Genomic DNA, 26,980 nt, shown 5'->3' with positions numbered 1-26,980 from the left:
TAGGGCGGCGGCGCGCGCCCGATCCGGAGAGAATGGCCATGGTCCCCCGCTATACACGTCCCGAAATGGCGGCCATCTGGGCGCCCGAAAACCGCTATCGCATCTGGTTCGAGATCGAGGTGCTGGCCGCCGAGGGAATGGCCATGATCGGCGAAATCCCCGCCGAAGCCGCCCGCATCATCCGCGAACGCGGCGCCCCGATGCTCGCCGCCATGGGACCGGCGGATGTCGAGCGGATCGATGAGATCGAACGCGAGACGCGCCACGACGTGATTGCCTTCCTGACCTGGCTCGCCGAGGGCGTCGGCCCCGAAAGCCGCTACGTTCATCTCGGCATGACGAGTTCGGATGTGCTCGATACCTGCCTCGCGGTGCAGCTCACCCAGGCGACCGACCTGCTCATCGCCGATGTCGATGCCGTGCTGGCGGCGCTGAAGGACCGCGCCTTCGAGCACAAGCATACGCTGACCATCGGCCGCAGCCATGGCATCCATGCCGAGCCGACCAGCTTTGGCCTCAAGCTCGCCGGGCATTACGCGGAATTCGCCCGCAATCGCGCCCGGCTGGTGACGGCGCGGGCCGAAATCGCCACCTGCGCCATTTCCGGTGCGGTCGGCACCTACGCTCATCTTGATACGCGCGTCGAAGACTACGTCGCCGCCAAGCTGGGCCTCGCTGCCGAGCCGGTTTCGACCCAGGTCATTCCGCGCGACCGCCATGCCGCTTGGTTCTCGGCGCTGGCCATCGTCGCCAGCGGCATCGAGCGGCTGTCGACCGAAGTGCGGCATCTGCAACGCTCCGAAGTGCGGGAGGCGGAAGAGTTCTTCCATGCCGGCCAGAAGGGGTCGAGCGCGATGCCGCATAAGCGCAACCCGGTGCTGAGCGAAAACCTCACCGGCCTTGCGCGCATCGTGCGCGCCGCCGTGGTGCCGGCGCTGGAGAATGTCACGCTCTGGCATGAGCGCGACATCAGCCACTCCTCCGTCGAGCGGGTCTTCGCGCCCGATGCCAGCCTGGCGCTGGATTTCGCCCTGGCACGGCTCGCCGGCATGATGGCCAAGCTGATGATCCATCCCGAGCGGATGGCCGAGAACCTCGAAAGCCTCGGCGGTGTCGTCCATAGCGGGGAGGTTCTGCTGACCCTCGCGCGCGCCGGCATCTCACGCGAGGATGCGTATCGCATCGTGCAGCGCAATGCGATGGAGACCTGGACCAAGCTGGGCACGGCCGAGGGCCGCAATTTCCGCGACAATCTCGCAGCGGATCCCGAGGTTTCCGGCCGGGTGCCGGAAAAGGTGCTGGACGGTGCCATGGAGGCGCGCAGCCATCTGCGCTCCCTGGACGCGCTGTATGAGCGTGTCTTTGGGGAGACGGGACCCGCTGCCTAAAGCCTCATCATCGCGAGCCGCTATTGATTCGTTAACGCAATGAAACTACACCGGGGCGGCAACCCTGCCACTCCGGAGTTTCGCGATGTCCGAGCGCATACCGCGCGAAGCCTCCGTTTCAGCCTTCAGTCCCTGGCTGGCCGCGCTGTGGGGTCCGCCGGTCTGGCTCGCGGCCTGGGACGGCGCGATCATCGGGCTTACGGGACTCGCCTGCCGGCAGCTTAACCCCGCCGGTCATGCCGGCCACACCAGTCGCGAAATGCTGGTGATTGCCGGAACGGCAGCGCTCGCCGCATGCCTTCTCCAGCGTCGGGGCCTGTATGACCGCCCGCGCGGGCGGTCCACGCTGGCGGTTGCCCAGACCGTGCTAAACGCCTTCGGGGCGATGCTGCTCGCATTGCTGGTCTGGGAAGGGATCGGCGAGATCTGGCAGGGCCCGGATGTCAGCATGATCCTGGCCAATCGCAACTGGCTGTTTGCCTGGGCGGTGGCAGCACCCGCCTTGCTCGCGCTGTCGCGGGGCGCTGTGGCCAGCGCCGTCTGGCGCGGCTGCCCGACCGCGAAAGGCCGGCGGGCCATCATCATCGGCGGTGGGGATGGTGCGGCGCGGCTCGCCGGCTTCTTCCGTGAAGATGACGCGCCGCTGCATGTCGTGGGCTTCCTGGGGCGCGGCGGCGCGGCGGCGGCGGCCTTCACGCATTGGCCGATCTTGCGGGACCTGCGGGCGGCGCGCGCCATGATCCAGTCGGGTGATGTCGATCTCGTCATCATCGCCTTGCCGGAGACGGCGGCGCGACGCACCGCCGCCATCATGCGGCGGATGGCGGGCATGGCCGTCGATATCCGCCTGGCGCCCGATGTCGCGCGGTTCTACCAGCCGGCCGCGCGCATTTCCTCAATCGGCGGGTTGCCGTTCCTGCATCTTCTCGACAAGCCGATGTCCGGCGTGTCGGTCGGGCTGAAGCGGGCGGAGGACGTGGCGCTCGCCTGTCTTCTGCTTTGTCTGGCGGCGCCGGCGATGGCGATCATTGCCCTGGCCATTCGCGGCACCTCACCCGGGCCGGCCTTCTTCATCCAGCCACGCCTTGGCTTCAACCATAGGGTGATCGCGGTGTGGAAATTCCGCACGATGTATCAGGCGCAGTCGGATGCCGGCGGGCGGTGCCAGGCGGTGCGGGACGATCCCCGTGTGACGCCGCTGGGACGGCTGTTGCGGCGGGCGAGCCTCGATGAACTGCCGCAGCTCTTCAACGTCATCGGCGGCAGCATGGCGCTGGTCGGGCCACGGCCGCACGCCCTAGGCACCGAGGCTGCCGGACAGCCTTTCGAGGCTGCCGCCGCCGATTACGCGGGGCGACACCGGGTCAAGCCGGGCATCACGGGCTGGGCGCAGGTCAATGGCTGTCGCGGTGAGACCGACACGGTGGAGAAGCTACGCCGACGCGTGGCGCTCGATCTGCATTACATCGACCATTGGTCGGTCGGGCTGGATCTGCGGATCCTCGCCATGACCTTGGTGTCGGTGTTGCGGGGCAATGCGTATTGAAGACCGACCATGCCAATTATAATTGACATGGCGCCGCGTGCGACCTAATGCCTGAGAGTGTCGAAGTCCGTCGAACCGAGCTTTTCATGGAATGGCTCGATAGTCTGCGGGATGCCCGCGCCATTGCGAAGATTTCGGTGCGCCTTGACCGTGTGGCGGCAGGCAATATGGGCGACGTCGCGGCAGTTGGAGACGGCGTGAGCGAACTCCGCATCCATTACGGCCCCGGCTATCGTGTCTATTTGATGCGATTGGGTGCTGCGGTGATTGTCTTACTCTGCGGTGGGGACAAATCGACGCAGGCGAAGGACATCCATGACGCGAAAACGTTGGCAAAGACGATAAGAGATGACGGTCGAAACAAAAGCATTTGACGTCGCCGATGTTCTCAACAGTGAAGATCGGATCGCTGCCTATCTCGAAGAAGCCTTCGAGGACGGTGATCCTGTGCTGATCTCCACGGCCTTGGGTGCGGTCGCACGCGCCCGAAGCATCGGCGTGGTCGCCAAACAGACCGGGCTTACGCGAGAGACACTGTATCGGGCACTTTCGCCGGACGGCAATCCGACGCTGTCAACTTTGACGGCTGTGACGAAGGCGCTCGGATTTCATTTGTCCATCAGGCCACTGCGACCTTCGGAGCGAACCTAACCGACCACCCGTCCGTTCCGGCCACGCGCTAGCTCTGTGATGACGCCGTGCAGCGTCCGCAACTCCTGCTCCGTCACCTCGCCGCGCTGGAACAGGTGGCGGATGTTGCGCACCATGCCCGGCCGCTTCGGCAAGTTGCGCAGGAAACCGCAATCATCCAGTTCCCGCGTGAGGTGACCGAGGAAGTTCTCCAACTCGCCCTTGGTCGCGACCCGCGTCTCGTTCGTCATCAAGGTCCGTGGCGATGACTCCTCAACCGCCATCCACCATTCATAGGCCATCACCATCACGGCCTGGGACAGGTTGAGGGACATGAATGCAGGGTTGAGCGGATAGCGCACCAGCATATCCGCCTCCGCCATGTCGTCATTCTCCAAACCCGCACGCTCCGGTCCGAACAGAATACCGCAGCGCAGACCTCGACCTGTGATGGAGCGGAGTTCCGACGCCGCACCACGCGCGGTGAGAATAGGCTTGATGATATGGCGCGGACGCGGGCAGGTGGCCGCGACATGGTGCAAGTCGGCGACCGCTTCGGCGATCGTCTCATGCACTGTCACCGCATCCAGAATGCGGTCCGCGCCGGAGGCCATGCGCCAGGCGCGATCTTGCGGCCAGCCGTCCCGAGGTGCCACGAGGCGCAGGTGGAACAGGCCACCATTGGCCATGGCCCGCGCCACGCTGCCGATATTGTCGGCGAGTTGCGGGCGCACGAGGATCACCACCGGGCTATTGCCGATCGGCGCGATATCCGCGCCCATATCCTTGCCGGTCATGAGGCGTCCGCGCGGCGCCAGGTGGTGCCACCGGGGCCGTCCTCCAGCACGATGCCGCGTGCGAGCAATTCGGCGCGGATGGCGTCGGCGCGGCCAAAGTCGCGCGCCTTGCGGGCTGCGAGGCGTTCGGCGATGGCAGCGTCCACTCCGGCGTCACCCTCGCCCTGGAACCATGTCTCTGGCGCCACTTGCAGAAGGCCGAGCACGCGGCCAGCGGCATGCAGACCCGCCGCCGCGGCCGCGTCGCCGGCCAAAGCACGATCGGCGAGGACGTGAAGTGCGGCGATGGCACCCGGCGTATTGAGGTCGTCACAGAGGGCGGCCATGACCTCGGCCGGCACCTCCGCCGGTTCCTCGGCGAAGCCCGGCGCGTGCTTGGCGAGCGCGCGATAGAAGCGATCCAGCTCGCGCCGTGCCTCGACCAAGCCGGCTTCCGTGAAATCGAGCGACGCGCGGTAATGCGTGCGCAGCAGCAGGAAGCGCACGGCCTCGCCAGGTGCAACGCTCAGCACTTCCCGCACGGTGCGGAAATTGCCGAGGCTTTTGGACATCTTCTCGCCGTGCACGAGAAGCATGCCGTTATGCAGCCAGACGCGCGCGAAATGGCTGCCGGGAAAGGCGCAGCAGCTCTGGGCCATTTCGTTCTCATGATGCGGGAAGATCAGATCCCCGCCGCCGCCATGAATGTCGAAATCCTGGCCGAGATAGCGCCAGGACATGGCCGAGCATTCGATATGCCAGCCCGGCCGGCCACGGCCCCAAGGGCTATCCCAGCCCGGCAGTTCGGGCGGGGAGGGTTTCCACAACACGAAATCCCCCGCATCGCGCTTATACGGGGCAATTTCGACGCGCGCCCCGGCCTGCAACTCCTCGGGCGAGCGGCCGGAGAGGCGGCCGTAATGCGGATCGCTGGCGACCGAGAACAGCACATGGCCCTCGGCCTCATAGGCATGGCCGCTGGCGATGAGCTTTTCGATGATCGCGATCATCTGCGGAATGTTATCCGTCGCGCGCGGCTCGATGTCCGGCGGCAGGGCGCCGAGGGCCGCCATATCGGCATGGAATTCCACCGTCGTCCGTGCCGTGATCTCGGCGATAGGGACGCCAAGCTCCGCGGCGCGGGCGTTGATCTTGTCCTCCACATCCGTGATGTTGCGGACGTAGGTGACGTGCGGGAAGAGTACGCGCAGCAGCCGGGCCAGCACGTCGAACACCACCACAGGCCGGGCATTGCCGAGATGGGCGAGGTCATAGACCGTCGGGCCACAGACATAGAGGCCAACCCGCTGCGGATTGAGGGGTGCAAAGGCCTCGCGGCGCCGGCTAAGGCTGTTATGGAGTGTCAGGGCGTGCATAAGCGCCTTGTGCCGTCCCTTCTCCCGCGCGGCAAGCGCGGATGCCTCATGGGAGTTGCCGTATGTCTTACCGCAGGCTAGGGCTCGCTCTCGGTCTGATTGCGACGCTTCCCGCGTGGCCGGCCGCCGCTGCCGATGCGCCCTATACGGTCACGCAGCTGATGTCGGCCATTGCCACGCCTTCCGGCCAGCCGCTGGTCATGCCGCAGGGCGATGTCCGGGTCATGGTATCGACCTATGATATCGCGCCGGGGGCGACGCTGCCGATCCACCGGCATCCCTATCCCCGCTACGGTTACGTGCTGGCGGGAACCCTGCGGGTGACGGATACCGATACCGGGCAGAGCTGGGACTACAAGACTGGCGATTTCATCGTCGAAGTCGTCGGCCAATGGCATTTCGGGGAGAATACCGGCACCACGCCGGTGAAGCTGCTGGTGATCGACGTGGTGCCCAAGGTGGATACGCGGAACACGGTCCTCAAGTCGATGCCGTGATGCACGCTGGCGGAAAACGTAGCGTCTTCCGCCGTCACCCGAGCAGAGTCTTACATGTTGGAATTGTGGAACCCAGCCGTGTCAGCCTCGGCCTTACAGGCGTAGAATCCGCCGCTTTTGCCATAGGCAGGCGTGCCTGGCATCACATAGCTCATCCCGGGGCCGGAGTGCCAGACGATGGTATCGCCGGGGCACTGCCCATTCGCGGCGGCTACCGAAGTGAACCGATGGTGGGTGCCGAGGCCCGTGGTGGCGCCGGCGGCCTCGCTCATCGCGGAGGACGACTGGGCCATTGCGGCCGGCGCGGCGCCAAGCGCGCAGAACAGGCTCAACGCGGGCAGCAAAGCCAAGGTCTTCGTCAATGTCGGCATGATGGTCTCTCCTGAGGTCGTATCGTGACGCAGGTCCTTTACTTGGACCGGTCCCCCGGTGTGGCAACCCCCGCCGTGTTCGCGGGACGACAGCAGCCTGGGCCAGCCCTGCGCCCCGCACCCGTTCGTCTGAGTCGCGTTGAATTCGAGCGGGTCAAGAGGCCAAGCGATGAAGATAGTTTCTTTCTTCCCTGCCGTGCGCGTAGTCTGTCTGTCGCACAGACCGATGACGAGGTAAGGATCACACGAGTGTTGTTTCGGTTAAAGAATAAGACAGAAAAAACGATCAAGAGTCGAACAGATAACGGGCAAGGTCATATACTCATCACCGGAACCGGTAGAGCAGGGACCACTTTTTTGGTTCAACTCTTAACGGCGCTTGATTTCGACACAGGTTTTACGGTTGATCAGGCCATCACGGAGGTCGATCCCATATCCAAAGCCGGCCTGGAAGTGAATGAAGTCACACCATCGACGTCGTATGTCATCAAGTCACCATGGTTCGTGGACAAACTCCTGCCGACGATGGAAGCGGGCCAGCTCAGCCTATCCACCGCCATCGTGCCGATCCGCGACCTCTATGCAGCCGCCCAAAGTCGCAGGCGCGTCACCGATGCCGCTGTGCAGGCCGGCGGCGATCCGGCGGCGCATCACCCCGGCGGGCTTTGGCTGACCGATGACCCCAGCGAGCAAGAAAACAAATTGGCAACGCAATACTACCAATTGATGCTCCTGTTATCGCGCTTCGGCATCCCGACGATCGGCGTGGAATTTCCCCGACTTGCGACCGATGAAACCTATTTGTTCGCGCGCCTTCAATCCCTGATGACCGAACACGGTGTGTCGGAGGCCGAGTTCAGTCACGCCTATCGGCGCACCGTGCAACCCGACACCATCCATGATTTCGGCCCGACGCCTTAACTCTTATCCGCCGTCGCGGCCGCCGCATCCATGAAGGTAAGGAAGCGCCGGCGCACCTCGGCCGAATAGGGGTTGGCATGCTCAATGGCCTGAAACACCTCCGGCGCGTCGTGCCGCACCATGCCCACGGCCTGCATGAGCAGATCGAAGCTGCGCGTCGTCATGCGCGTCGGCAGAGGCTCCATCTGAACCAAAATCTTGGCAATGAGATGGGTGAGGCCCTGCACGGTCGCAGCCTCCCGGTCATGGGCTTCGGGCGTGGTCATGATCACCTCCAGGCCCAGGCAATGGCGCAGAAAGGCGCCGACGCGGGGGCCGGCATTGCCCCGGATGGGGCAGACCGCGATCTTGAGGCCGGCGATGCCTTGCGCCGCGCTCTGCGGCCCGAACAGGGGATGGGTCGCGACGATCGCGACATGATCGGGCAGGCCCCGTCGCATGATGTCGGCCGGCAGCGTCTTCACAGACCCGACGTCGAGCACGAGGGCGCCGGGCTGCAGCAAGGGCGCGATGGCGGTCACCGTCTGCTCCAGGGCATTGACCGGCACGGCCAGCACGACGATGGGGCAGGCGGCTGCTTCCGCCAGGCTGGCGGAGGGGAAAGCCGGATCATGAATCACGAGCGTCACATAGGGGGCAAGATGGGTCGCCATCAGTCGGCCGAAGGCGCCGAAGCCGATTAGTCCAAGACGGGAAGGGGAGCGATGGTGGGGCACGGCGAACCTCGGGTCAGCCACGAGGCCAGCGGTGGTTTTGACGCTTCAACCGCTGGCGAGGCAGCGGTTGAAAGATGACATAGGCATCCCGCCGCTAGAGGAGCGACCTGCGGTAACGCGTGGCGATGAGGCGGATGCGTGTCATGGCGCGATAGGCGTCCATTTCGATGGCGGCGTCAACCGCACCCTTGCGAACTCGTAGGGTGGATGAGCGCAGCGTTATCCGCCGCAAGGCGATCGGGCTTTAGCTGTCATGTTTCACAGGCGGTAGACGCCGACACCAAGACGGTGAATTGCGCTGCGCTTATCCACCCTACAGCGTCACGACTTTCAGGAACCGTCGGCATAACTCCGGCACGTCCGCGAAACGCTCCGCCACCGCATCGGCGCGGGTGCCCATCTCGGGCGTGCCATAGCCCCAGGCGGCGAAGATGGTGGCGGCGCCCGCCCCGTGGCCGGCCGCGATGTCGTTGTGGTGATCGCCGACCATGATCGCCGTCTCCGTCTCGCCACCGGCCGCCGCGAGCGTCAGCCGGACATGCTCGGGATCGGGCTTGCGCATCGCGAAACTATCGCCGCCGCCCACCGCCGCCAGCAACGGCAGCAGCCCGACATGCGCGAGCAGCACCCGCGCCGGTGCTTCCGGCTTGTTGGTGCAAACCGCGATCCGCCAACCCGCCGCCGCCAAGGCCTGCACGGCGTCCATCGCGCCAGGATAGAGCACCGTCTCGACCGTCGCATGGGCGGTATAATCGGCGGTCCCCGCTGCGAGATCGGCCTCGGTGAGCATCAGGCCCCGCGCCGCATAGCCGCGCTCATACAAGGCGCGAATGCCGTCCCCCACCATCGGCCGCACCTGATCCAGCGGCAATGGCGGCTGACCGTGGCCGCCCAGGCTGCGGTTCAGGGCGGCGGCGAGATCAGGCAGGCTGTCGGTGAGTGTGCCATCGAGATCGAAGACGACGCATCTGGCCATGGTTGCACTCCGATACGAGATTTGTCCGCGAAGCCTTTGACACGGCTTGCTCTTCGCCGCTACCGCTGAGCCATGAACACGACCGCCGTGATCCTCGCCGCCGGCCTCGGGACCCGCATGAAATCCGCCCTGCCCAAGGCGCTGCATCCGATCGCCGGGCGGCCGATGCTGACGCATCTGCTCGATGCGGCCAAGAGCGTTTTCGATCGTATCGTGGTCGTCACGGGGCCGGAGATGGAGGCCGTGGCAATGGTTGCGGCGCCGTATCCCACCGTGGTCCAAACCGCGCGCCTCGGCACCGCCCATGCCGCCTTGCAGGCCGCGCCGCAGTTCGGGGCGGGCGAGGTCGCCATTCTCTATGCCGACAATCCGCTGATCACAGCGGAGACGTTGCGCAGGCTGCGTGAGGCGCGGAGTGGCGAGATCGGCCTCGCTTTGCTGGCCATGCGCCCACCCGCGCCCGGCAAATACGGCCGGGTGCTGACCGACGCGGTGGGGGACGTGACCGCCATCGTCGAATGGGCCGAGGCGACCCAAGACCAGCGGGACGTGACGCTGTGCAATGCCGGCGTGTTCTGCGCCGCCGGACCCGATCTCGCCCGTTGGCTCGCGGCGGTGCGCGCCGACAATTCCAAGGGTGAATACTATTTGACGGATGTGGTGGCTCTGGCCGTCGCAGAGGGGCGCCGGGTGGTGGCCGTCGAAGCCGATTACACCGAACTGCGCGGCGTCAATTCCCGCGTCGAACTCGCCGAGGCCGAGGCCGCCGTCCAAGGTCGCCTGCGCCGTGCGGCGATGGACGGCGGCGCCACATTGACGGCGCCGGACACGGTCTTCCTGTCAGCCGATACGCTGTTGGAGCCGGATGTGACCGTCGGTCCGCATGTCGTCTTCGGACCCGGCGTGATCGTGCGGTCGGGCGCCACCATCTTCGCCTTTAGCCATTTGGAAGGCTGCGTGGTCGAAAGCGGCGCGCGGATCGGCCCCTATGCGCGGCTGCGGCCTGGTGCGGAGGTGGGTGAGGGCGCCCATGTCGGCAATTTCGTCGAGCTGAAGGCCACGAAACTCGGCGCCGGGGCGAAGGCCAATCACCTCGCCTATCTCGGGGACAGCACCATCGGCGCGGGCAGCAATATCGGCGCCGGCACCATCACCTGCAATTACGACGGCTATTTGAAGCATCGCACGATCATCGGGGCGGGCAGTTTCGTCGGCTCCAATGCCACACTCGTGGCACCGGTCACGCTCGGTGCGAACAGCTTTATCGCGGCCGGCAGCGTCATTACCCAGGATGTGGCGGCCGATGCCCTGGCCTTTGGCCGCGCGCGCCAAAGCGAAAAGGCCGGCGGGGGCGCCGCCATTCGAGCGAACTGGGCGACAAAAGGAAAGAAGTCCTAATGTGTGGCATCGTCGGCATTCTCGGCGCGCGCCCCGCCGCGCCGCTGATCCTGGAAGCGCTCGGACGCCTCGAATATCGCGGCTATGACAGTGCCGGCATCGCCACGCTGCATGAGGGCGACATTGAGCGTCGTCGCGCGGAAGGCAAGCTCGGCAATCTGACGGCGGTGCTGGCGCGCCGGCCCCTTCCGGGCACCACGGGCATCGGCCATACCCGCTGGGCGACCCATGGCGCCCCGACCGAGGGCAATGCCCATCCGCATGGGACGTCCCGGGTATCGGTCGTGCACAACGGCATCATCGAAAACCACGCCGCCCTCCGCGCCGAACTGGAGGCCGAAGGCCAGGAATTCCAGACCGAGACCGACACGGAATCGGTGGCCCAATTGCTGGACCTCTATCTCAAGCGCGGCATGGCCCCGGAGGACGCGGCCGGGCAGGCGCTACGCCGGCTGGAGGGCGCCTACGCCCTGGCGCTGATCTTCGCAGGCTATCCCGATCTCATGATCGGCGCCCGCCACGGCGCGCCGCTCGCCGTGGGCTTCGGCGAGGATGAGATGTTCCTGGGCTCCGATGCCCTCGCTTTGGCGCCGCTGACGCGGCAAATCGCTTATCTGGAGGATGGCGACTGGGCCGTGATCACCCGGGATGGCGCGCGCTTCATGAACCGCGCCGGCCAGACCGTGGACCGCGCCATTCGCGAAACCCGCCTGACCGGGGCCGCCATCGGGCGGGGCGCTTACCGCCATTTCATGGAGAAGGAGCTGCACGAGCATCCCGTGGTGATCGGCGATGTGCTCAGCCGCATGATCGACCCCGCGACGCGCAGCGTGGTTCTGCCGGACTTCCCCTTCGACCTCGCGGCCATTCCCCGTGTCACGATCAGCGCCTGCGGCTCGGCCTATTACGCCGGCCTCGTCGGGCGGGTTTGGCTGGAAAGCCTGGCGCGGATGCCGACGGATGGCGATGTCGCGAGCGAGTTCCGCTACCGCGCGCCCCCCTTGCCGGCGGGCGGCCTAGGCCTGCTGGTGAGCCAATCCGGCGAGACCGCCGATACCATGGCGGCGCTGCGCTATATGCAGGATGAGGGGCAGCATGTGCTGTCCATCGTCAATGTGCCCGAAAGCAGCATGGCGCGAGAGAGCGATGCGGTGCTGGAGACGCTGGCTGGCCCCGAAATCGGCGTCGCGAGCACGAAGGCCTTCACGGCGCAACTGACGGTCCTGGCATGCTTCGCCCTGGCGGCGGGCCGGGCGCGCGGCACGCTGGACGCGGCGCGCGAGGCAGCGCTGACCCAGGCGCTGATGGAAGTACCAGGCCATGCCGCCGAGGTGCTGGAGGGCGCCGCCGCGGAGGCCATCGGCCGCATCGCCGAGCGCATCGCCGAAGCGCGGGATGTGCTGTATCTCGGCCGCGGGTCCTGCTTCCCCATCGCCCTGGAAGGGGCGCTGAAACTCAAGGAAATCAGTTACATCCATGCCGAAGGCTATGCTGCCGGCGAGATGAAGCACGGGCCGATCGCCTTGATCGACCGGCATGTGCCGGTGGTGGCCATCGCGCCGTCGGGGCCTTTGTTCGAAAAGACCGCATCCAACCTGCAGGAAGCGGCGGCGCGGGGCGGGCAGGTGATCGTGTTCAGCGACGCCGCCGGGGCGGCGAAGCTTCAGGGCATTGCGGCCGCGACCGTGGTGCTGCCGGCTTGCGATCCCTTCGTAGCGCCGATTCTCTATGCCGTGGCGGTGCAGATGCTTGCCTATCGCGTGGCCCTGCTGAAGGGCACGGATGTCGACCAACCGCGCAACCTCGCCAAGTCCGTCACGGTGGAATAGGCCTTCGGCCGCCTGGGCGGTTGCCGCCGGCGGGTCTCGCTGCTAAAGCACCTCGGCGGTCGCGCCTTTCCCCGGCGGCCGCACAAACGGGCAGTAGCGCAGCCTGGTAGCGCATCAGTCTGGGGGACTGAGGGTCGTGGGTTCGAATCCCGCCTGCCCGACCAAAATCCCCATCCTCTCCCAGGCGACCCTTGAGGCACACCGGGGCGCGCGAGCATCGGCCCGATGTGACGCGCGCATACAATGCGGACGCGCGATCGATGTGGATCAACGCAAAGTTTTCGTTATTTTACAGCAACATTATGACGGCGTCCGGAACCTGACAGGTCTCCGATCATCAACGGTCTTGCTGAGGCTGGCCCGTCGATCAAGGCGCCTCGCAGATCAAAATGCAATCGTTTCCGTCCCTCGTAACTTGTTTCTTAAGCGATCTGCACTTTGCTGTGAGATAGCAGCCCTGCATGACTCGTTTAACAGGTCATTAAGCATTGAGACCGCATACCCGATGTCAAGCGGAGACTCTTGCTTATTCGCTAATGACCACGCCTGCCTCTGCCGAAGTCTTTGGTTATGTCTGCAGATTATGAGTTCCGTGCAGCCACAATAGAGAGACAGCCGCGCCGGTCGTCGACCATTGTTACTGACTTCAGCGCGGCGCACGTGAGTGCATCAGCCTTCACGGGTGTGTCCGCACCACAACGTCGCAACAGGATTTTTTTAGGATGAGATTCGTGCATATGAAGACGATGAAACTGGCGGCGGCGCTGCTGTTGGCCAATGGGATCGCGGTCACCGCCAATGCCGCCAGCTCCGCCACAGCAACCTTCCAGGTCCTGCTGACCATCACCAAGGCCTGTAGCGTCACAGCAGGATCCACATCCAATATCAGCATCGGCACGGTTACCTCGACCGCGACGAATACCCAGGGCACCAATACCATCAACGTGACCTGCTCGAAAACGACGCCCTATTTCATTGGTCTGGCGCCTTCCAACGCGAGCACCACCGGTGCGGGCGTCATGGCCGGCACGATCTCCGGCAATACCGACACAGTGCCCTATCAACTCTATTCCGGCACAGGCACCACGATTTGGGGCAACACGGCAACCAGCACCGCGATCGGCAATGGCGTGGCCGGCACCGGCACCGGCGCCGTTCAAGCGATCTCGGTCTATGCGACCGCGCCCGGCGCGAACTACACGCCTGACGCCTACAAAGACACTGTGACCGTCAACGTCAACTACTGATCATGCGGTCCAGGGCGACCTATGGCTACGCGCTCCTCGCCGCCTTCTGCAGCGTTTGTGGAAGTGCGGCGGCCTCCGGCCTACAAGTCTCACCGATCACCTTGAGCCTATTGGCGTCGCAAGTCGCGGATGGGTTATGGCTCAGCAACGCAGGGCATGGTGCCTTGTATGCGCAGGTCCGCGTCTACCACTGGACGCAACCGAATGGCGTCGAGCAGCTGACACTGTCGCGCAGCCTTCTGGTCAGCCCACCCATGTTGCAGATCCAGCCGAATGACGAGCAACTGGTCCGGGTTATCCGTGTCGGGCCACCCCCGATCGGCCCGCAAGCCGTGGAGGATGCCTACCGCATTTCCATCGACGAATTGCCCGTGACAGGCGCAGGCGTCCGGAGCGGTTTGCAATTCGTTTTGCATTATTCCCTACCAATCTTTGTCGAGCCGGTCAGCGTGACCCATCTCGCGCCAGTGCTGCACTGGAGCCTGGAGAGCGACGGAGAAAAGGCGTTTCTGGACGTCAGCAATAGCGGCACCGAACATGCGCAGCTTTCCGGTGTGACCTATGTCGATGCTGCCGGTCGCCGTGGCGACATCACACCCGGCTTGCTGGGCTATGTCTTGCCCGGCGCCACCATGCGATTCGCGTTGCGACAGCCAGCCAGTGATTTTGCCGGCAATGTCACGTTCGAGGCGATGGTCAACGGCTCGAATCTGACACAAAATGTTTCGTTGGCCGATACTCCTCGCTGAAGCGTGGCTTCTTCAGGGTCTGATCGCATCCATGTCCAACGCGCTTGCCGCCCCCGCACCGCCGCCGGCCGCACCGCCGCCGACCCTCACCGCGGATGCGCCGGATGCGATGTCAGCCATTCACGCGATTGACCTCTATCTCGACGTCACGCTGAATGGCGCGAGCCGTGGTCTCATCCATTTCGGATATCGCGATCATGCGCTCTGGGCCTCTCACACCACTCTGCACGAACTCGGCATCGTTTTCCCGAGCGGTGGCGCCGATCCCATGCGGCTCGACAGCCTAAAGGGATTGCACATTGCCTATGATCAGCAAAACCAGGCCGTGACCCTCGTGGCGCCGCTGAAGTCGCTGCGTCTCTCCACCAAGATGCTGGTCGACGAAACCCCGTCGGCAGCCCATGCGAGCGCCGCGCCCGGCATCTTGCTCAACTACAATCTGTTTGGAACCCAGTCGCAGGGTGGCATCGGAAGCCTGAGTGCCTACAGCGAGTTCCGGGCCTTCAACGGTTTCGGTACGTTCAGCTCGACGGGTCTGTCGCAAATGACAACCGGCGCCGGCCCGGCCACCGACCGCACATCGCGGCTCGACACGAGCTGGAGCACGTCCTTTCCCGGTAACCTGCTGACGCTCCGCATTGGCGACACGTTGACGGCCGCGACGTCATGGTCGCGCGCCACGCGCATTGGCGGCATCCAGTTCGGCACGAACTTCGCCCTGCAGCCCTATCTCGTGACGACACCCTTGGCGCAGTTCCTCGGTTCGGCGACGCTACCGTCGCAAGTCGAGCTCTACGTCAATGGCATCAAGCGCTATAGCGGTGATGTCGCGGCGGGTCCCTTCCAGCTCAACTCCGTGCCCGGCATCAGTGGCGCGGGAAACGCGCAGGTGGTGTTGACCAATGCCTTGGGCCAGGTCAGCAACTACAGTTTCTCGCTGTACAATGCCGAGCAGCTTCTGCAGAAAGGGCTCGCGGATTGGTCCGTGGAGCTCGGCGCAGTCCGTGAGAACTACGGCTTGCAGTCCTTCGACTATGGCGGTGAACCGGTCGCCAGCGGCACCTTTCGCTACGGCGTCAACAATCACCTGACGGTCGAAACGCATGCCGAGTGTACCAGCGGATTGGCCAATGCCGGCATAGGCGGCGCGGTTTTGCTGGGGAACGCTGGCGGTATTCTCTCCGGCTCGCTCGCCTCTAGCGATCACCAAGGTGTCCTGGGGTCGCAATTCAGCCTCGGCTATAGCTGGAGCAATGCGCGCTACAATATCGGCCTCAACGCCACCCGCGCGACCAGCGGATATACCGATGTCGCGACGCTGTACGGCGGCCCGCCACCCGCGCTCAGTGCCAGTGCGACCGCCGGCCTCAGTCTGGGCCGGTGGGGCAATATTAGCGCAAGCTACATCGCTCTGGACGAGACGCAGCAGAGCAGCCGCTATGTCAGCGTCAATTGGTCCAAGCCGATCGGCAATGCCCTCTCGCTGGATTTCAGTGCGAACCAAAATCTTCGTCAGCAGAGCCAGCGCAGCCTTCTGCTGAATCTCAATGTGTCGCTCGACAGCGATACCTATGCCAGCACATCGGTTCAGAACGAAAACGGTGTCAACTCGATCACCCTCAATGAGAATCGAACGGTTCCAAGCACCGGCGGCTTCGGCTGGCGCGCCGAGCAAGAGGAAGGGGCAGGGCGCCCACAAGGTCTCGCGGAGCTGGACTATCAGGGCGACGATGCGGCAATCCAGGGTGGGGTCAGCAATCTTGGCGGCAAGGCCACGGCTTATACCAGCGTGAATGGCGCGCTGGTGCTGATCGGCGGACACCCCTTTGCCACACGCACCCTCAACAGCGCCTTCGCCGTGGTCTCCACCGATGGCAAGGCCGATGTGCCCGTCAGCCTGGAGAATAATCCATTCGGCAAGACCGACAGTCGCGGCCTGCTCCTCATCTCGCCGCTGAACGCGTATCAGGACAACCACATCAGCATCGATCCGATGAACCTTCCCGCTAATCTCAATGTCGATCGCGTCAAAGCCATCACCACGCCCACGGATCGCGCTGGCACGATCGTCAAATTCGCCATCGTGCCGATCCGCGCGGCGGCGATCATTTTGGTCGACGCCGCCGGCAAGGCGGTGCCCCTCGGCAGCCAGGTGCAGCTTCAGGGCGTGCCCCGTGACCCGGCCGAGCCCGTTCTGGTCGGCTTCGATGGCGCCGCCTATCTGGATGACCTCACCCTACACAACGTCCTGGATGTGCAGACACCGTCTGGACCCTGTCACGTGAGTTTCGATTATCACCAGCAAGGCACGGATATTCCGCAGATCGGGCCGTTGATCTGCAAACAAGGGCAAATGCCATGATCAGAACGCTGTCGCGCCTTGGCCTGCTTTTTGCGGTGCTGTTGAGCGTTGGTCTGCTCACATCCAAGCCGGCGCACGCCGTCGTTGTGTGCAGTGACACATCTCCTGCCCTCAATTTCGGCACGGTTAACGTAAGCCCCGCCACGGGCATTACCGGCACCGGTTCGATCGGCTATACTTGCACGAACTACAATACAACGGCTGCGAACTTTTCCATCTGCGCGGGGTTGGGAACACCAAGCTATCCCGGCACCGTAAGTCAACCGGCCATGGCGGGAAGCAGCAGCGGTGGCGTCCTCAAATTCAATCTCTACACGAACGCGCCGAACGGCATTGTGTGGACAACCACGAACCCGATCAGCGCCCCGGTATCGATCGCGGGTGGCATCGGGAACGTCGTCACGGGTGCCCTGACCTTCTATGGCGCCATACCGGGCAGCCAGACCTCTGCCGCCGATAGCTATTCAGGAAGCTTCTACAATATGACTCTCGGCTTCATCAGCGGGATATCCTGCGGTGCATTGACCGGTTACTCCGGTCTGACCTTTACGCTTCCCGTGACGGCCGTGGTGAGCAAAACGTGCACGGTCAGTGCCGGCGTCGCCCTCAATATCGGCAGCGTACCGTCGAATGGCACCGGTATCCAAGGCAATACCACCATCGGTGTGACCTGCCCGACCAGCACGCCCTATTATGTCGGCCTGTCACCTTCGAACGCGAACCTCAATGGCGCCGGCGTCATGAGCAGCACGAGCAGCGGCACGGACAAAGTGCCCTATCAGCTTCGCGCAACGAGTGGCACCGGACCGATATGGGGCAATACGGCGACCTCGACGAGCGTCGGAAATGGTGTGGCCGGCACCGGCACCGGCGTGCAGCAGTCATTGACCGTCTATGCCTCCCTGGCCAGCGCCCAATATACGCCCGGCTCCTACGCCGATACTGTCACGGTCAACGTCAATTACTGAGGCAGGTGGGGACAGAGCCATGGCTGCACAGAGTACCGCCGAATCGTGACTAGACTCGGTGCAGAAGGTATCGACCAATAAAAAAATGTCAGTGGGATGAATGAGATAGATCAGTAAAATATAACCAAAGTAGTTATTGAAATACATCGCGGTGTTGTGTGTTGTCATTTTGTAATCATTATGGGCATCATCTGGATAGAGAAATGGTTTCTCATAGAAGTTTCAAATGGCCTCTTACAAATGCTTATGGTGCGACGTTTCGATCGATAAAAATCTCAGCGTTTGCCCCGAGTGCAATTACGAGAACCCTGAGCAGAAGCGCCGCACCCGTCATGGATCGCGGATCGCCGTTGGTCTTGCTGTTCTTGTCGTGCCCTTGATGATCTCCCTTGCCTTCGCCGCGCAGCGTGAGCACAACGAAATAGTGGCGCAATTCTCTCCAACGGCGGCATCTGCGGTCGTCGTCGCCCCGCAGCGCGTCGTCACCTTTGCGGATCCTGTGCAACAGGCAAGCTGGGTCAATGGCCGGAAATCGCTCGGCCAATTGTTCGGCCAGAGAAGCTACACCGCCTTCATGAGCACAGGCGCAGGCAAGGTCGTCAGCCTCTGCGGTTCTGTACAAGGCACCACGGGCTACCAGAGCAGAAGTGGGCGGCAGCGCTATGTCTCCGTCTTCGGTCGCCTCGACGGCACTGTGCTCGAAACACAGGACCCCTCGTTCCAGGTGCTCTGGGCACGCGTCTGCAAAGGCTCCGGCTCCGTCGCTTGATGCCGATAAGTTGAGCGACCGCAGCCACTGAACCACTGTCTGAGCCGTCTCCTCCAGTGATTTGAATTCGCCGCTCAATCGGACTCTCTGTGCCCGACTCGCGGTGATGACACGCCGATTTGCACAATTTGGCAGAGGCCTCGGCCGCCAATAGGCCCTTTCCACGTCCTGTATGTTCACGTTATGTTCCGCTCCGGATTGAGCGTAGCATGAAATGAGTCAACATGATCAACACCTTAAAGGATTCACTCTTGAGGGGTTGCGGCGTGACGTCTGCCGCTTGGAACGGAAGAGTGACGCCAAAGCCGCGATCGCGGTTCTGCCCTTCGAAATCGACGCCATCGACCGTCATCTGCCCGGCGGCGGCCTTCGTCTGGGTGGGCTGCATGACGTCGCGGATGCCGGCCCAGGCCTGGAACATGGCACCGCCGCCGTGCTGATGGTGGCGGGCATTCTGGCGCGCTTGCCGGGCCCGGTGCTGTGGGTTACCGAACAGCGCGATCTCTTCGCGCCCGCCTTGGCGCATGTCGGTCTCGACCCGAACCGGGTTCTGCATGTCGAGGCCGGGCGTGACGCCGCGCGCTCGGTTCTGGTCGCGATGGAGGAGGGGCTGCGTCATCCCGGTTTCGCCGGCATCGTGGGGGAGGTGAGGCGGCTGGACTCCACCGCGTCCCGCCGGTTGCAGCTCGCGGCCGAAACCTCGGGTGTCACCGTCTTTACTCTCCGCCGCAGCCGCACACCCGATGATCCCGCCCTGATGACGCCCATTGCCGCCCTCACGCGCTGGCGCATCGCGCGGCAATCGGCCGGGCCGCCCTTGCCCCACGCCCCTCAGGTACGGGGGCTGGCGCCCGCTGTGTGGCGGATCGACCTCATCCGATGCCGTGGGGCGGAACCCGCAACCTGGAGTGTGGAGGCTTGCGATGCGACGGGTCATCTCCGTCTGGCTGCCGATGTGGCCCACCGATCGGTGGCGAAGGGCCACCGCCGGCGCGCCGGATAAGGCAAGCCCCGTCGTCACGCGACTGCATGACGGGCGGCGATTGGTGATCGGGGCCGCCGATGCCGCCGCCGCTGCCCTCGGTCTGCGCCCCGGCATGCCCTTGGCCCAGGCTCAGGCCATGCGGCCGGGCCTCACCGTCATCGATGCCGATCTGGCCGGCGATGCAGCGGCTTTGAAGGAGGTTGCCGCCTGGTGCCAGCGCTATGCGCCGCTCACCGCTGCTGACCCACCGGACGGTGTTCGCCTCGATAGCACCGGCGCCGACCATCTGCATGGCGGAGAGGCCGCGATGCTGGCCGATCTGCGGGACCGCCTGACACGGAGCGGTGTGGCCGCGCGTGTCGCGGTGGCGGATACGCCTGGCGCCGCCTGGGGGCTGGCGCGCTATGGCGGTAACCCTCTGGCGATCGCGCCGGAGGGCGGTACCGTGGCGGCATTGGCCCCCTTGCCGATCGCGGCGCTGCGGCTGCCATCTGACACGGCGGCGAGCCTGGACCGGCTCGGCTTTCATTCTATCGAGCACCTCATTGCCGCCGCCCGCGCGCCCTTGGTCCGGCGCTTCGGGGAAGGGCTTGCGCGCCGGCTGGATGCCGCGACAGGGCGCGTTTTTGAGCCGCTGGAGCCTGTGCCGTCCCGTGCTTTGCTGCGCCAGCGCCTCACCTTCATGGAGCCTCTGCTGACTGCCGAAGCCTTTGCGACCGTCATGGCGCGTCTGTCCCGCGCCATCTGTGCCGGGTTGGAGCGGCGCGGGGAGGGGGCGCGGCGCCTGGATCTGGTTTTCGAGAGAGTGGACGGCACGGTGCAGGTGGTGGTGGTCGCGACCGCGCGGCCGGTGCGTGACCCGCCGCATCTCGCGCACCTGTTGAGTGCGCGGATCGAGACGGTCGATCCCGGCCTGGGCGTGGAGGCGATGACGCTGTGGGTGCCACTGGCCGAGACCATGACGGCGGATCAGATCGCGGTGCTGGCGGATGGCAGCGCGCCGATGGATCTCGGGCCTCTGGTGGATCGGTTGATCAATCGGTTCGGTGCGGATCGCGTCTATCGGATGCAGCCGATGGAAAGCGATGTGCCGGAGCGATCGGTGACGCGCGTGGGGCCTTTAGCGGCGCCCGGCGGCTTGGCCTGGCAGACCGCTTGGCCGCGCCCGGTGCGGCTGTTCACGCCGCCGCAGCCGGTGCAGGCCATTGCGATGTTGCCGGACCAGCCGCCGGCGGTCTTCACCTGGCGGCGGATGCGCCACAAGATTCGCTGGGCGGATGGGCCGGAGCGCATCTTCGGCGAATGGTGGCGGCGCGAGGCCGAGACACGAGCGGTGCGCGATTACTGGGCGGTGGAGGATGAGGCCGGGGACCGTTTCTGGCTCTATCGCAGCGGTGACGGCGTCGAGGCCATCACGGGCAATCTCGACTGGTTTTTGCATGGAGTGTTTTAAGGGTAAGCATTGTATAACTACAAATATATAATTATAATTCCTCCATGGCAGGCATCCGCTTTGAATGGGATGAGGCGAAAAGCCGTTCTAATCAGAGAAAACACGGACTGAGTTTCGAGGAGGCCAGTCAGGTGTTCAACGACCCCATGCATTTCTCGGTGCTTGATCGGATTGAAGGCCATGAATATCGCTGGCGTACTTTGGGTCTGATCGGGGGCTTCATGATCCTGATGGTCGCCCACACGATGACTGAGACCGACGCCGAAGGCGATTCGATTGACGTCATTCGCATCATCTCGGCACGACGCGCCGACCGGATGGAAAGAAGACGGTATGAAAACGAAAACGGTTAGTTTTACTGCAACCACGCTGCCTCGCCTCACCGACGAGCAGAGGGCAAGCCTGACCTCTCTGGCAGCACGCCCTGATAGCGAAATAGATTATAGCGACATACCAGAGATAACGGATGCGCAACTGAAGACCGGAGTCCGCGGTCGCTTCTACAGACCGGTCAAGATGCAGATCACGGCGCGTGTCGATGCCGACGTTCTCGAATGGCTGAAGTCGCAAGGCAAAGGGTATCAGGCGCGCTTGAATGCTATCCTGCGGCGCGAAATGCTCAACGCGCTTAAATAGCGCTGGCATGTCTTTGTCTTGGGTGGTGACCATACGACGCTTCCAATCCCGAAGACGATGCCGGTGTGGACTCTTCCAGAAAAGCCTAAGGTGTTGATAATAGACATCCGTTCAACGGAGACGACCCGTGCAGACCAGCCCGACCGCATCCCTGTCGCTCGCCGCCGCCTCGGCGCTGATCCTGTCGGCGTATCAGAACCGGCATCGGCTCCCGGCCGAAGAGGCGGAACGGCTCAGCCTGTCCATCGCCGAAACGCTTGCCGCCCTCAATCGGGCGCCTGCGGCTGCAACGACGGTTGTGAAGGCCGTCCCTCACAAGCGCGCGCGACGTATTAAACGGGAAACGCCCCCCGAGCCCGCAGCAGAGTCGATCGAGCCTCTCGTCGCTGCACCGCTCTCTGTGGAGTTGGAGACACAGGTCATTCCGCCGGTCGAGATCCTCATGGCTGAAGCCCCCCTTGAAGCAGGGCCCGAAGACGATTCTGAATCCGAACAGGCTTATACCCAGGCGCCCACCGAAGGTCGCGCCAAAAGAAAGCGACCGTCCCGGCCGCGGTCCCGGCGTGGAAACCGTGAGGGAAGCGGTCACGTCTAAGGGATGACCCGGTCCCTTGACCGATCGGTCAGTGGGCGCCAATCATGACCTTCCATTCGCTCAGGTAGAAGAAAACCTATGGCCCCGGACGCCGCCACAATCGAGGCCGCTGACCGCGCCGCCCGCATATGGGTGGCGGAGGACGCCACACTGCCCTTGGGCAGCGAGGCCCATAAGGCAGCAGTGTGCCGCATGTTTCAAGAAACCTTCAACCCCTACAAGCCCTCGGTCATCGCCTGGCCGATCCTGGATGATGAGACGCGCAACCGCATCATCAACCTGCCCATCTGGGACATCGCGGTCCAGACCGAGGGCAAGGCGCGTCTAAGAATGTTGTCCTATGCGCGGTCCTGCATGGACCCCGATATGAACAAGACCATCGCCCTGAATGGCTGGGAGGAGGGCCGCCACAAGGAGGTGCTCTCCAACCTCGTGGAGGCCTATGGCATCGTGCTCGAACCCGAGCCCGACTATATCGAGCCCCGCGACCCGGAATGGGCCTATCTCGTGACCGGCTATAGCGAATGCATCGATAGCTTCTTTGCCTTCGGCCTGTTCGAACTCGCCAAACGCTCCGGTTTCTTTCCGCCCGAACTCGTGGACACTTTCGAGCCGGTGATTCAGGAAGAGGCGCGGCATATCCTGCTGTTCCAGAACTGGGCGGCCTGGCACCGCCGCACCATGCCCTGGTATCGTCGCCCGTGGTTCGAGCTGCGCGTCCTGGCCGTTTGGGCCTTCCTGGGATGGGAGCGGATCGGCATAGCGCGCGGCATGGATGACGGTAAGAAGAAGCAGGACAATAACTTCACCGTCACCGGCAGCGCCGCCGTCAGCGATGTTGATGTCAGCGTGCCGGAACTGATGGATATCTGCCTCTCCGAGAATGACCGCCGCTTTGCGGGCTATGACAGACGCCTGCTGCGGCCGACAACGATGCCGAACATGGTGCGCTTCGCGCGCCGCTTCATGCGGGTTCCGAAACGCGCCCCGGTGACCAGGAGCGCCACCGCCTGACCTTACCGTCCACGCGACGTGCCGGTTGGTGGACTGCGCTGCGCTTTTCCACCCTACGTGATAGCCCAATGCCGCCGCTATGATGGCGCTCACGCATCACGTTCTGGGCTTTATCAGCGCGCATGCGGCTTGGGGCGCGCCGCTCGCGTTCCTGCTTGCCTTCGGCGAGTCCTTGGTGGTGATTTCCCTGATCCTGCCGACCTCCGCGATCCTTCTCGGGGTCGGCGCGGTCATCGGCGCCGGCGCGCTCGAATTCTGGCCAATCTGGGCGGGCGCAAGCCTCGGTGCCTGCGTCGGCGATTGGCTCTCCTTCTGGGTCGGCCGCCACTGGGGCAAAGACATCCTGGCGGTCTGGCCGCTGCGCCTATACCCAGACCTTTTGCCCCGCGCCCATCGCTTCTTTGAGCGCTGGGGCGTCAGCGGCGTCTTCTTCGGCCGCTTCCTGGGTCCCCTCCGCGCCACCGTTCCTCTGGCTGCCGGTATCGCGGGCATGGGCTTTGTGTGGTTCCAGGTGGCGAATGTCGCGTCCGGTCTGATTTGGGCCGCCGCCCTGCTGGCGCCAGGTGCCCTCGGCCTCCATCTTTTTGGTTAGAGCGAGGGGTGAACATGGCTCATGGTGTTGGCTGGATCGCGACACTCCTCGTGGCTCTCAGTATCTCGGGTGCTGGGGCGCAGACGCCGCCGGCAATCGCACTGTCGGCACCCATGAAACTTCAGCTGCAAGCGTTGGCCGACCGGTTGCTCGATCCGAACAGCATGATCAGTATCAGCGCCAGCCTGGCTGAGCTCGATACGATTGAGCCGCATACCGCGCCGGACAGTGTGGAGCGGGGAAGGGTCGATCACCTTCGCGCACTCGTGGAATGGAAAGCGCACCGGTTGGACGCGTCGATCGGGCACTACACCGCGGCGCTACGGATCGATGCCAAGACGCCCTTCCTGAGTGCGGACGAGCGGCTGATGGCGAATTATAATGCCGCAAAACAGGCTGAGCACAACGGAGAGTGCAAGATTGCACTCCCATTCTATCAAACTGCCGCTGCACTGATGGCGCCGGACCCGAGCCACTCAGAGAGCCAGCGCCTGGGGATACAGGAATCGATCGGGTATTGCCTGCACGAGTTGGGGCGGTTCGAAGAAGCACGGCACGTGAATACGGCCGTTCTGGCTGGCGGCGAGCGCCTGTTCGGACTGGCCGACCCGAAGCTGATCCCCGTGCTGATAAACCTGGCACAGAACGATTACGAACTGCACCAGCCCGCCGCCGCGCGCGCTGGTCTGCAGCGCGTCCTGGCCATTGCGACGCAGGCGGGCGATGCAGAGCATGTGGACTCAGCCTTGTTCCAACTTGGGGTGCTGGCGTTCGAGGCCGGACAGCCGGATGAGGCGCGCCGGTACATGACACGACGGCTCACGCTTGCAAGGGCGGCGGGGGACGCCGCTCGCATCCAACGGGCACAAGACGATTTGGACGTGTTGGAAGACAAGTTGAGAGGGCAGTGAACTCGGGGGCCGCAATGCAACGTCACACCGGCTTGTTCCCCCCGAAACCGCGCACCAGCCGTGGCATCGTCAAGCCCTGAGCGATGATGCTGAACACCACGACGGCGTAGCAGACCGGCAGCAAGTGGCCGCGTGGCGCGCTCGCGGGAAGGCTGAGGGCAAGCGCCACGGAGATACCGCCGCGCAATCCTCCCCAGGTGAGGATGGCGAGTGCGTGACGCCCCGTCACATCGCGCAGGCGGAGCAGGGTTCCGGGCACGAAGATGCTGACCGCGCGGCCTGCGAGGGCCAGCACGATGCCAACCGCTGCCGCCGCGAGATCAATGCCATGCAGCGGGATGGAGACCACCTCCAAGCCGATCAGCAGGAACAGCAGGGTGTTCAGCAACTCGTCGATCAGCGACCAAAAGGTGGTGAGATGGTCATGGGTCAGTTCGCTCATCGCGCTGCGACCTGCGGGGCTGCCCATGGTCAGGCCCGCCATCACCACCGCAATCGGTCCCGACAGATGGATGGCATTGGCGAGGCTATAGGTGCCGGTCGCAAGCGCCAGGGACATGATGAGTTCAAGGTTATAGTCGTCCACGCGATGCATCAGCCGCAGCGCCACCCAGCCGGTGGCGAGGCCAAGCGCGCCACCGCCAATGGCTTCCACCAGGAAAGACGCGATGACGCCGGCGGCCGTCTGCAGATGCCCATCGGCCGTCGCGATGCCGATCACTGCGCTGAAGACGACGACGCCGACGCCATCGTTGAACAGCGCCTCACCCGCGAAGATGGCGCGGAAGGAGGGCGGCAGCCCGAGGCGCTTGAGCAGCCCGACCACAGAGACGGGATCGGTCGGCGCCAGGATCGCTGCCAGCACGAAACACCAGATCAGGGCGATGCGCACGCCCAGGGCCAGAAACACGAGCCATATGGTGATGCCGAAGAAGCCGACCGCGATCAGCACGCCGAAGGTCGCGAGCGCCAAAACCGTCCATTTGCGGCGCAGCAATTCGCCGATATCGACATGCAGGCTCCCGGCAAAGAGCAGGAAGGCGAGGGCGCCGTTCATCAGCGTCGCCGGCAGGTTCACGGTTGTCAGCAGACGCAGGGCGCTGGCGCGAAAGCTGAACGGGGCGAGCCAGGGGTCGATCGCGATGGCGATGACCGAGGCAACAAGGGCGATGATCAACACCCCGGTTGAGACATGCACCCGCAGCAGCCGGTAGTTGATGGTGCCGAAGACCGCCGCCAGCGTCAGCAGAATGGCGAAGAAGCCGAGAGCGGTCATCGGTGTCAGATAAGAACTACAGACCGACCGCGCGCATGGCTTCGGCCGGATAACGCTCACCGGAGACGGCGGGCAGAATACGGTCGATCTCCGCAAGTTCCTCAGGACTGAGGCTGATCGCGGCTGCGCCGATATTCTCGTCTAGGTATTTACGCCGCTTGGTTCCAGGAATAGGAATTATGTCATTGCCCTGCGCCAGAACCCAGGCCAGGGCCAATTGCCCCGGCGTGCAGCCCTTGGCCGTCGCGATCTCCCCGATCTTGGCGACGAGGTCGAGATTCTTCGTGAAGTTCTCGCCCTGGAAGCGTGGATTGACGCGGCGCCAGTCATCGGCGTCGAGGTCGTCCGGCGTCTTGATCTGTCCCGTGAGGAAGCCCCGCCCCAAGGGGCTGTAGGGCACGAAGGCGATGCCGAGTTCCTGCGTCACGCCCAGGATTTCCTCTTCCGGGTCGCGGCTCCAGAGCGAATATTCGGTCTGGAGCGCCGCGATCGGATGCACCTTATGGGCGCGGCGAATGGTCTCGGGCGCCGCTTCGGACAGGCCGAGGTAACGGACCTTGCCGGCCTTCACCAGATCGGCCATCGCCCCCACCGTCTCCTCGATCGGCACAGTGGGATCGACGCGGTGCTGGTAATAGAGGTCGATGACATCGAAGCCGAGGCGCTTGAGGCTGGCGTCGCAAGCCTCCCGCACATAGGCGGGGTCGCCGCGAACGGGGCCGCGCTTGCCGTCACTGGTCCAGCTATTGGCGAATTTCGTGGCCAGCACGATCTTGTCGCGCATCGGCTTCAGCACGCGGCCGACGAGACGCTCGTTCTCGCCAAAGCCATAGACATCGGCGGTGTCGAAGAAGGTGATGCCGTGCTCGACCGCCCTCTCCAGGGTGGCCACTGATTCCGCCTCGTCGCGACCGCCGTAGAAGGCGGACATGCCCATGCAGCCGAGACCGATCTCCGCGACCTCGGGGCCCTTGCGGCCGAGCTTACGTGTCTTCATGT

At 64.2% G+C, this 26,980-nt stretch carries 28 protein-coding genes and 1 tRNA gene; 22 read left to right on the top strand and 7 right to left on the bottom strand.

The genetic code is table 11. The annotated features are described in order from the left end of the window. Positions 1-38: 38 nt before the first annotated feature. From purB to QP803_RS08885, 4 genes are all read left to right on the top strand, one after another. Entirely contained in the window at positions 39-1,388 is a 1,350-nt protein-coding gene (gene purB, locus QP803_RS08900) for an adenylosuccinate lyase (protein ID WP_284947410.1), read from the top strand. Positions 1,389-1,473: 85 nt separating this feature from the next. Next, the gene (locus tag QP803_RS08895; RefSeq protein ID WP_284947409.1) at positions 1,474-2,934 is read left to right on the top strand and encodes an exopolysaccharide biosynthesis polyprenyl glycosylphosphotransferase; all 1,461 of its coding nucleotides are present in this window, start codon (positions 1,474-1,476) and stop codon (positions 2,932-2,934) included. Positions 2,935-2,981: 47 nt separating this feature from the next. Next, positions 2,982-3,308 carry a type II toxin-antitoxin system RelE/ParE family toxin gene (locus QP803_RS08890; protein ID WP_284947408.1) on the top strand — a complete coding sequence of 109 codons (327 nt, stop codon included), beginning with the start codon at positions 2,982-2,984 and terminating at the stop codon, positions 3,306-3,308. After that, on the top strand, positions 3,283-3,585 hold the full coding sequence (locus tag QP803_RS08885; protein ID WP_284947407.1) for an addiction module antidote protein: 303 nt from the start codon (positions 3,283-3,285) through the stop codon (positions 3,583-3,585). Before QP803_RS08890 ends, QP803_RS08885 begins: the two co-directional genes overlap by 26 nt. On the opposite strand, the gene QP803_RS08880 is transcribed toward QP803_RS08885, so the two are convergent. After that, the gene (locus tag QP803_RS08880; RefSeq protein ID WP_284947406.1) at positions 3,582-4,361 is read right to left on the bottom strand and encodes an RNA methyltransferase; all 780 of its coding nucleotides are present in this window, start codon (positions 4,359-4,361) and stop codon (positions 3,582-3,584) included. The two genes, QP803_RS08885 and QP803_RS08880, sit on opposite strands and share 4 nt — an antisense overlap. Next, positions 4,358-5,716, bottom strand: coding sequence for a cysteine--tRNA ligase (gene cysS, locus QP803_RS08875; protein ID WP_284947405.1), 1,359 nt, complete (start codon positions 5,714-5,716; stop codon positions 4,358-4,360). Before cysS ends, QP803_RS08880 begins: the two co-directional genes overlap by 4 nt. A gap of 62 nt (positions 5,717-5,778) precedes the next feature. Here cysS and QP803_RS08870 point away from each other — a divergent pair, with 62 nt between their 5' ends. Then, entirely contained in the window at positions 5,779-6,213 is a 435-nt protein-coding gene (locus QP803_RS08870; protein WP_284947404.1) for a cupin domain-containing protein, read from the top strand. A gap of 50 nt (positions 6,214-6,263) precedes the next feature. On the opposite strand, the gene QP803_RS08865 is transcribed toward QP803_RS08870, so the two are convergent. Beyond that, positions 6,264-6,584, bottom strand: a complete 321-nt coding sequence (locus tag QP803_RS08865; protein ID WP_284947403.1) for a hypothetical protein — start codon at positions 6,582-6,584, stop codon at positions 6,264-6,266. Positions 6,585-6,833: 249 nt separating this feature from the next. On the opposite strand from QP803_RS08865, the gene QP803_RS08860 reads away from it, so the two are divergent. Beyond that, positions 6,834-7,505 carry a hypothetical protein gene (locus QP803_RS08860; RefSeq protein ID WP_284947402.1) on the top strand — a complete coding sequence of 224 codons (672 nt, stop codon included), beginning with the start codon at positions 6,834-6,836 and terminating at the stop codon, positions 7,503-7,505. Here the strand turns inward: QP803_RS08860 and QP803_RS08855 are convergent. Both QP803_RS08855 and QP803_RS08850 read right to left on the bottom strand, forming a co-directional pair. Continuing rightward, entirely contained in the window at positions 7,502-8,158 is a 657-nt protein-coding gene (locus QP803_RS08855) for a prephenate dehydrogenase/arogenate dehydrogenase family protein (protein ID WP_284947401.1), read from the bottom strand. The genes QP803_RS08860 and QP803_RS08855 overlap by 4 nt on opposite strands. 376 nt (positions 8,159-8,534) lie before the next feature. After that, positions 8,535-9,197: an HAD-IA family hydrolase gene (locus tag QP803_RS08850; protein WP_284947400.1), complete on the bottom strand. Its 663-nt coding sequence runs from the start codon at positions 9,195-9,197 to the stop codon at positions 8,535-8,537. A gap of 72 nt (positions 9,198-9,269) precedes the next feature. Between QP803_RS08850 and glmU the strand changes: the two genes are divergently transcribed. The 16 genes from glmU (at position 9,270) to QP803_RS08770 (ending at position 24,705) form a co-directional block, all read left to right on the top strand. Beyond that, a complete protein-coding gene (gene glmU, locus QP803_RS08845) occupies positions 9,270-10,595 on the top strand; it encodes a bifunctional UDP-N-acetylglucosamine diphosphorylase/glucosamine-1-phosphate N-acetyltransferase GlmU (protein ID WP_284947399.1) in 1,326 nt (441 codons plus the stop codon). Continuing rightward, entirely contained in the window at positions 10,595-12,424 is a 1,830-nt protein-coding gene (gene glmS, locus QP803_RS08840) for a glutamine--fructose-6-phosphate transaminase (isomerizing) (RefSeq protein WP_284947398.1), read from the top strand. The genes glmU and glmS overlap by 1 nt, the downstream gene beginning before the upstream one ends. A gap of 87 nt (positions 12,425-12,511) precedes the next feature. Further along, positions 12,512-12,588, top strand: a tRNA-Pro gene (locus tag QP803_RS08835). A gap of 573 nt (positions 12,589-13,161) precedes the next feature. After that, entirely contained in the window at positions 13,162-13,671 is a 510-nt protein-coding gene (locus QP803_RS08830; protein ID WP_284947863.1) for a Csu type fimbrial protein, read from the top strand. A 2-nt stretch (positions 13,672-13,673) separates the two neighbouring features. Then, complete coding sequence (locus tag QP803_RS08825; protein WP_284947397.1) at positions 13,674-14,420, top strand: fimbrial biogenesis chaperone; 747 nt, start codon at positions 13,674-13,676, stop codon at positions 14,418-14,420. A 31-nt stretch (positions 14,421-14,451) separates the two neighbouring features. Then, on the top strand, positions 14,452-16,782 hold the full coding sequence (locus QP803_RS08820; RefSeq protein WP_284947396.1) for a fimbria/pilus outer membrane usher protein: 2,331 nt from the start codon (positions 14,452-14,454) through the stop codon (positions 16,780-16,782). Further along, a complete protein-coding gene (locus tag QP803_RS08815; protein WP_284947395.1) occupies positions 16,779-17,750 on the top strand; it encodes a Csu type fimbrial protein in 972 nt (323 codons plus the stop codon). The genes QP803_RS08820 and QP803_RS08815 overlap by 4 nt, the downstream gene beginning before the upstream one ends. Before the next feature lie 226 nt (positions 17,751-17,976). After that, complete coding sequence (locus QP803_RS08810; protein WP_284947394.1) at positions 17,977-18,519, top strand: hypothetical protein; 543 nt, start codon at positions 17,977-17,979, stop codon at positions 18,517-18,519. A gap of 280 nt (positions 18,520-18,799) precedes the next feature. Further along, positions 18,800-19,522, top strand: a complete 723-nt coding sequence (locus tag QP803_RS08805) for an ImuA family protein (RefSeq protein WP_284947393.1) — start codon at positions 18,800-18,802, stop codon at positions 19,520-19,522. Beyond that, a complete protein-coding gene (locus tag QP803_RS08800) occupies positions 19,443-20,957 on the top strand; it encodes a Y-family DNA polymerase (RefSeq protein WP_284947392.1) in 1,515 nt (504 codons plus the stop codon). Before QP803_RS08805 ends, QP803_RS08800 begins: the two co-directional genes overlap by 80 nt. Positions 20,958-21,001: 44 nt before the next feature. Continuing rightward, a complete protein-coding gene (locus QP803_RS08795) occupies positions 21,002-21,310 on the top strand; it encodes a BrnT family toxin (protein ID WP_284947391.1) in 309 nt (102 codons plus the stop codon). Further along, positions 21,291-21,593: a BrnA antitoxin family protein gene (locus tag QP803_RS08790; protein WP_284947390.1), complete on the top strand. Its 303-nt coding sequence runs from the start codon at positions 21,291-21,293 to the stop codon at positions 21,591-21,593. Before QP803_RS08795 ends, QP803_RS08790 begins: the two co-directional genes overlap by 20 nt. Before the next feature lie 127 nt (positions 21,594-21,720). Continuing rightward, a complete protein-coding gene (locus QP803_RS08785; RefSeq protein WP_284947389.1) occupies positions 21,721-22,188 on the top strand; it encodes a hypothetical protein in 468 nt (155 codons plus the stop codon). Positions 22,189-22,266: 78 nt separating this feature from the next. Continuing rightward, positions 22,267-23,202 carry a ferritin-like domain-containing protein gene (locus tag QP803_RS08780; protein ID WP_284947388.1) on the top strand — a complete coding sequence of 312 codons (936 nt, stop codon included), beginning with the start codon at positions 22,267-22,269 and terminating at the stop codon, positions 23,200-23,202. Between the two features lie 79 nt (positions 23,203-23,281). After that, the gene (locus QP803_RS08775; protein WP_284947387.1) at positions 23,282-23,794 is read left to right on the top strand and encodes a DedA family protein; all 513 of its coding nucleotides are present in this window, start codon (positions 23,282-23,284) and stop codon (positions 23,792-23,794) included. A gap of 113 nt (positions 23,795-23,907) precedes the next feature. Continuing rightward, on the top strand, positions 23,908-24,705 hold the full coding sequence (locus tag QP803_RS08770; RefSeq protein WP_284947386.1) for a tetratricopeptide repeat protein: 798 nt from the start codon (positions 23,908-23,910) through the stop codon (positions 24,703-24,705). 22 nt (positions 24,706-24,727) lie between these two features. On the opposite strand, the gene QP803_RS08765 is transcribed toward QP803_RS08770, so the two are convergent. Then, positions 24,728-25,981, bottom strand: a complete 1,254-nt coding sequence (locus QP803_RS08765) for a cation:proton antiporter (RefSeq protein WP_284947385.1) — start codon at positions 25,979-25,981, stop codon at positions 24,728-24,730. Between the two features lie 16 nt (positions 25,982-25,997). Beyond that, on the bottom strand, positions 25,998-26,978 hold the full coding sequence (locus QP803_RS08760; protein WP_284947384.1) for an aldo/keto reductase: 981 nt from the start codon (positions 26,976-26,978) through the stop codon (positions 25,998-26,000). Positions 26,979-26,980: the final 2 nt, after the last annotated feature.

This window comes from Acidisoma sp. PAMC 29798 (assembly GCF_030252425.1).
GTDB classification, from domain to species: Bacteria; Pseudomonadota; Alphaproteobacteria; order Acetobacterales; family Acetobacteraceae; genus Acidisoma; species Acidisoma cladoniae.
The sequence above is the reverse complement of the archived record's forward strand: the minus strand, read 5'-3'. Positions and strand labels throughout refer to the sequence as shown.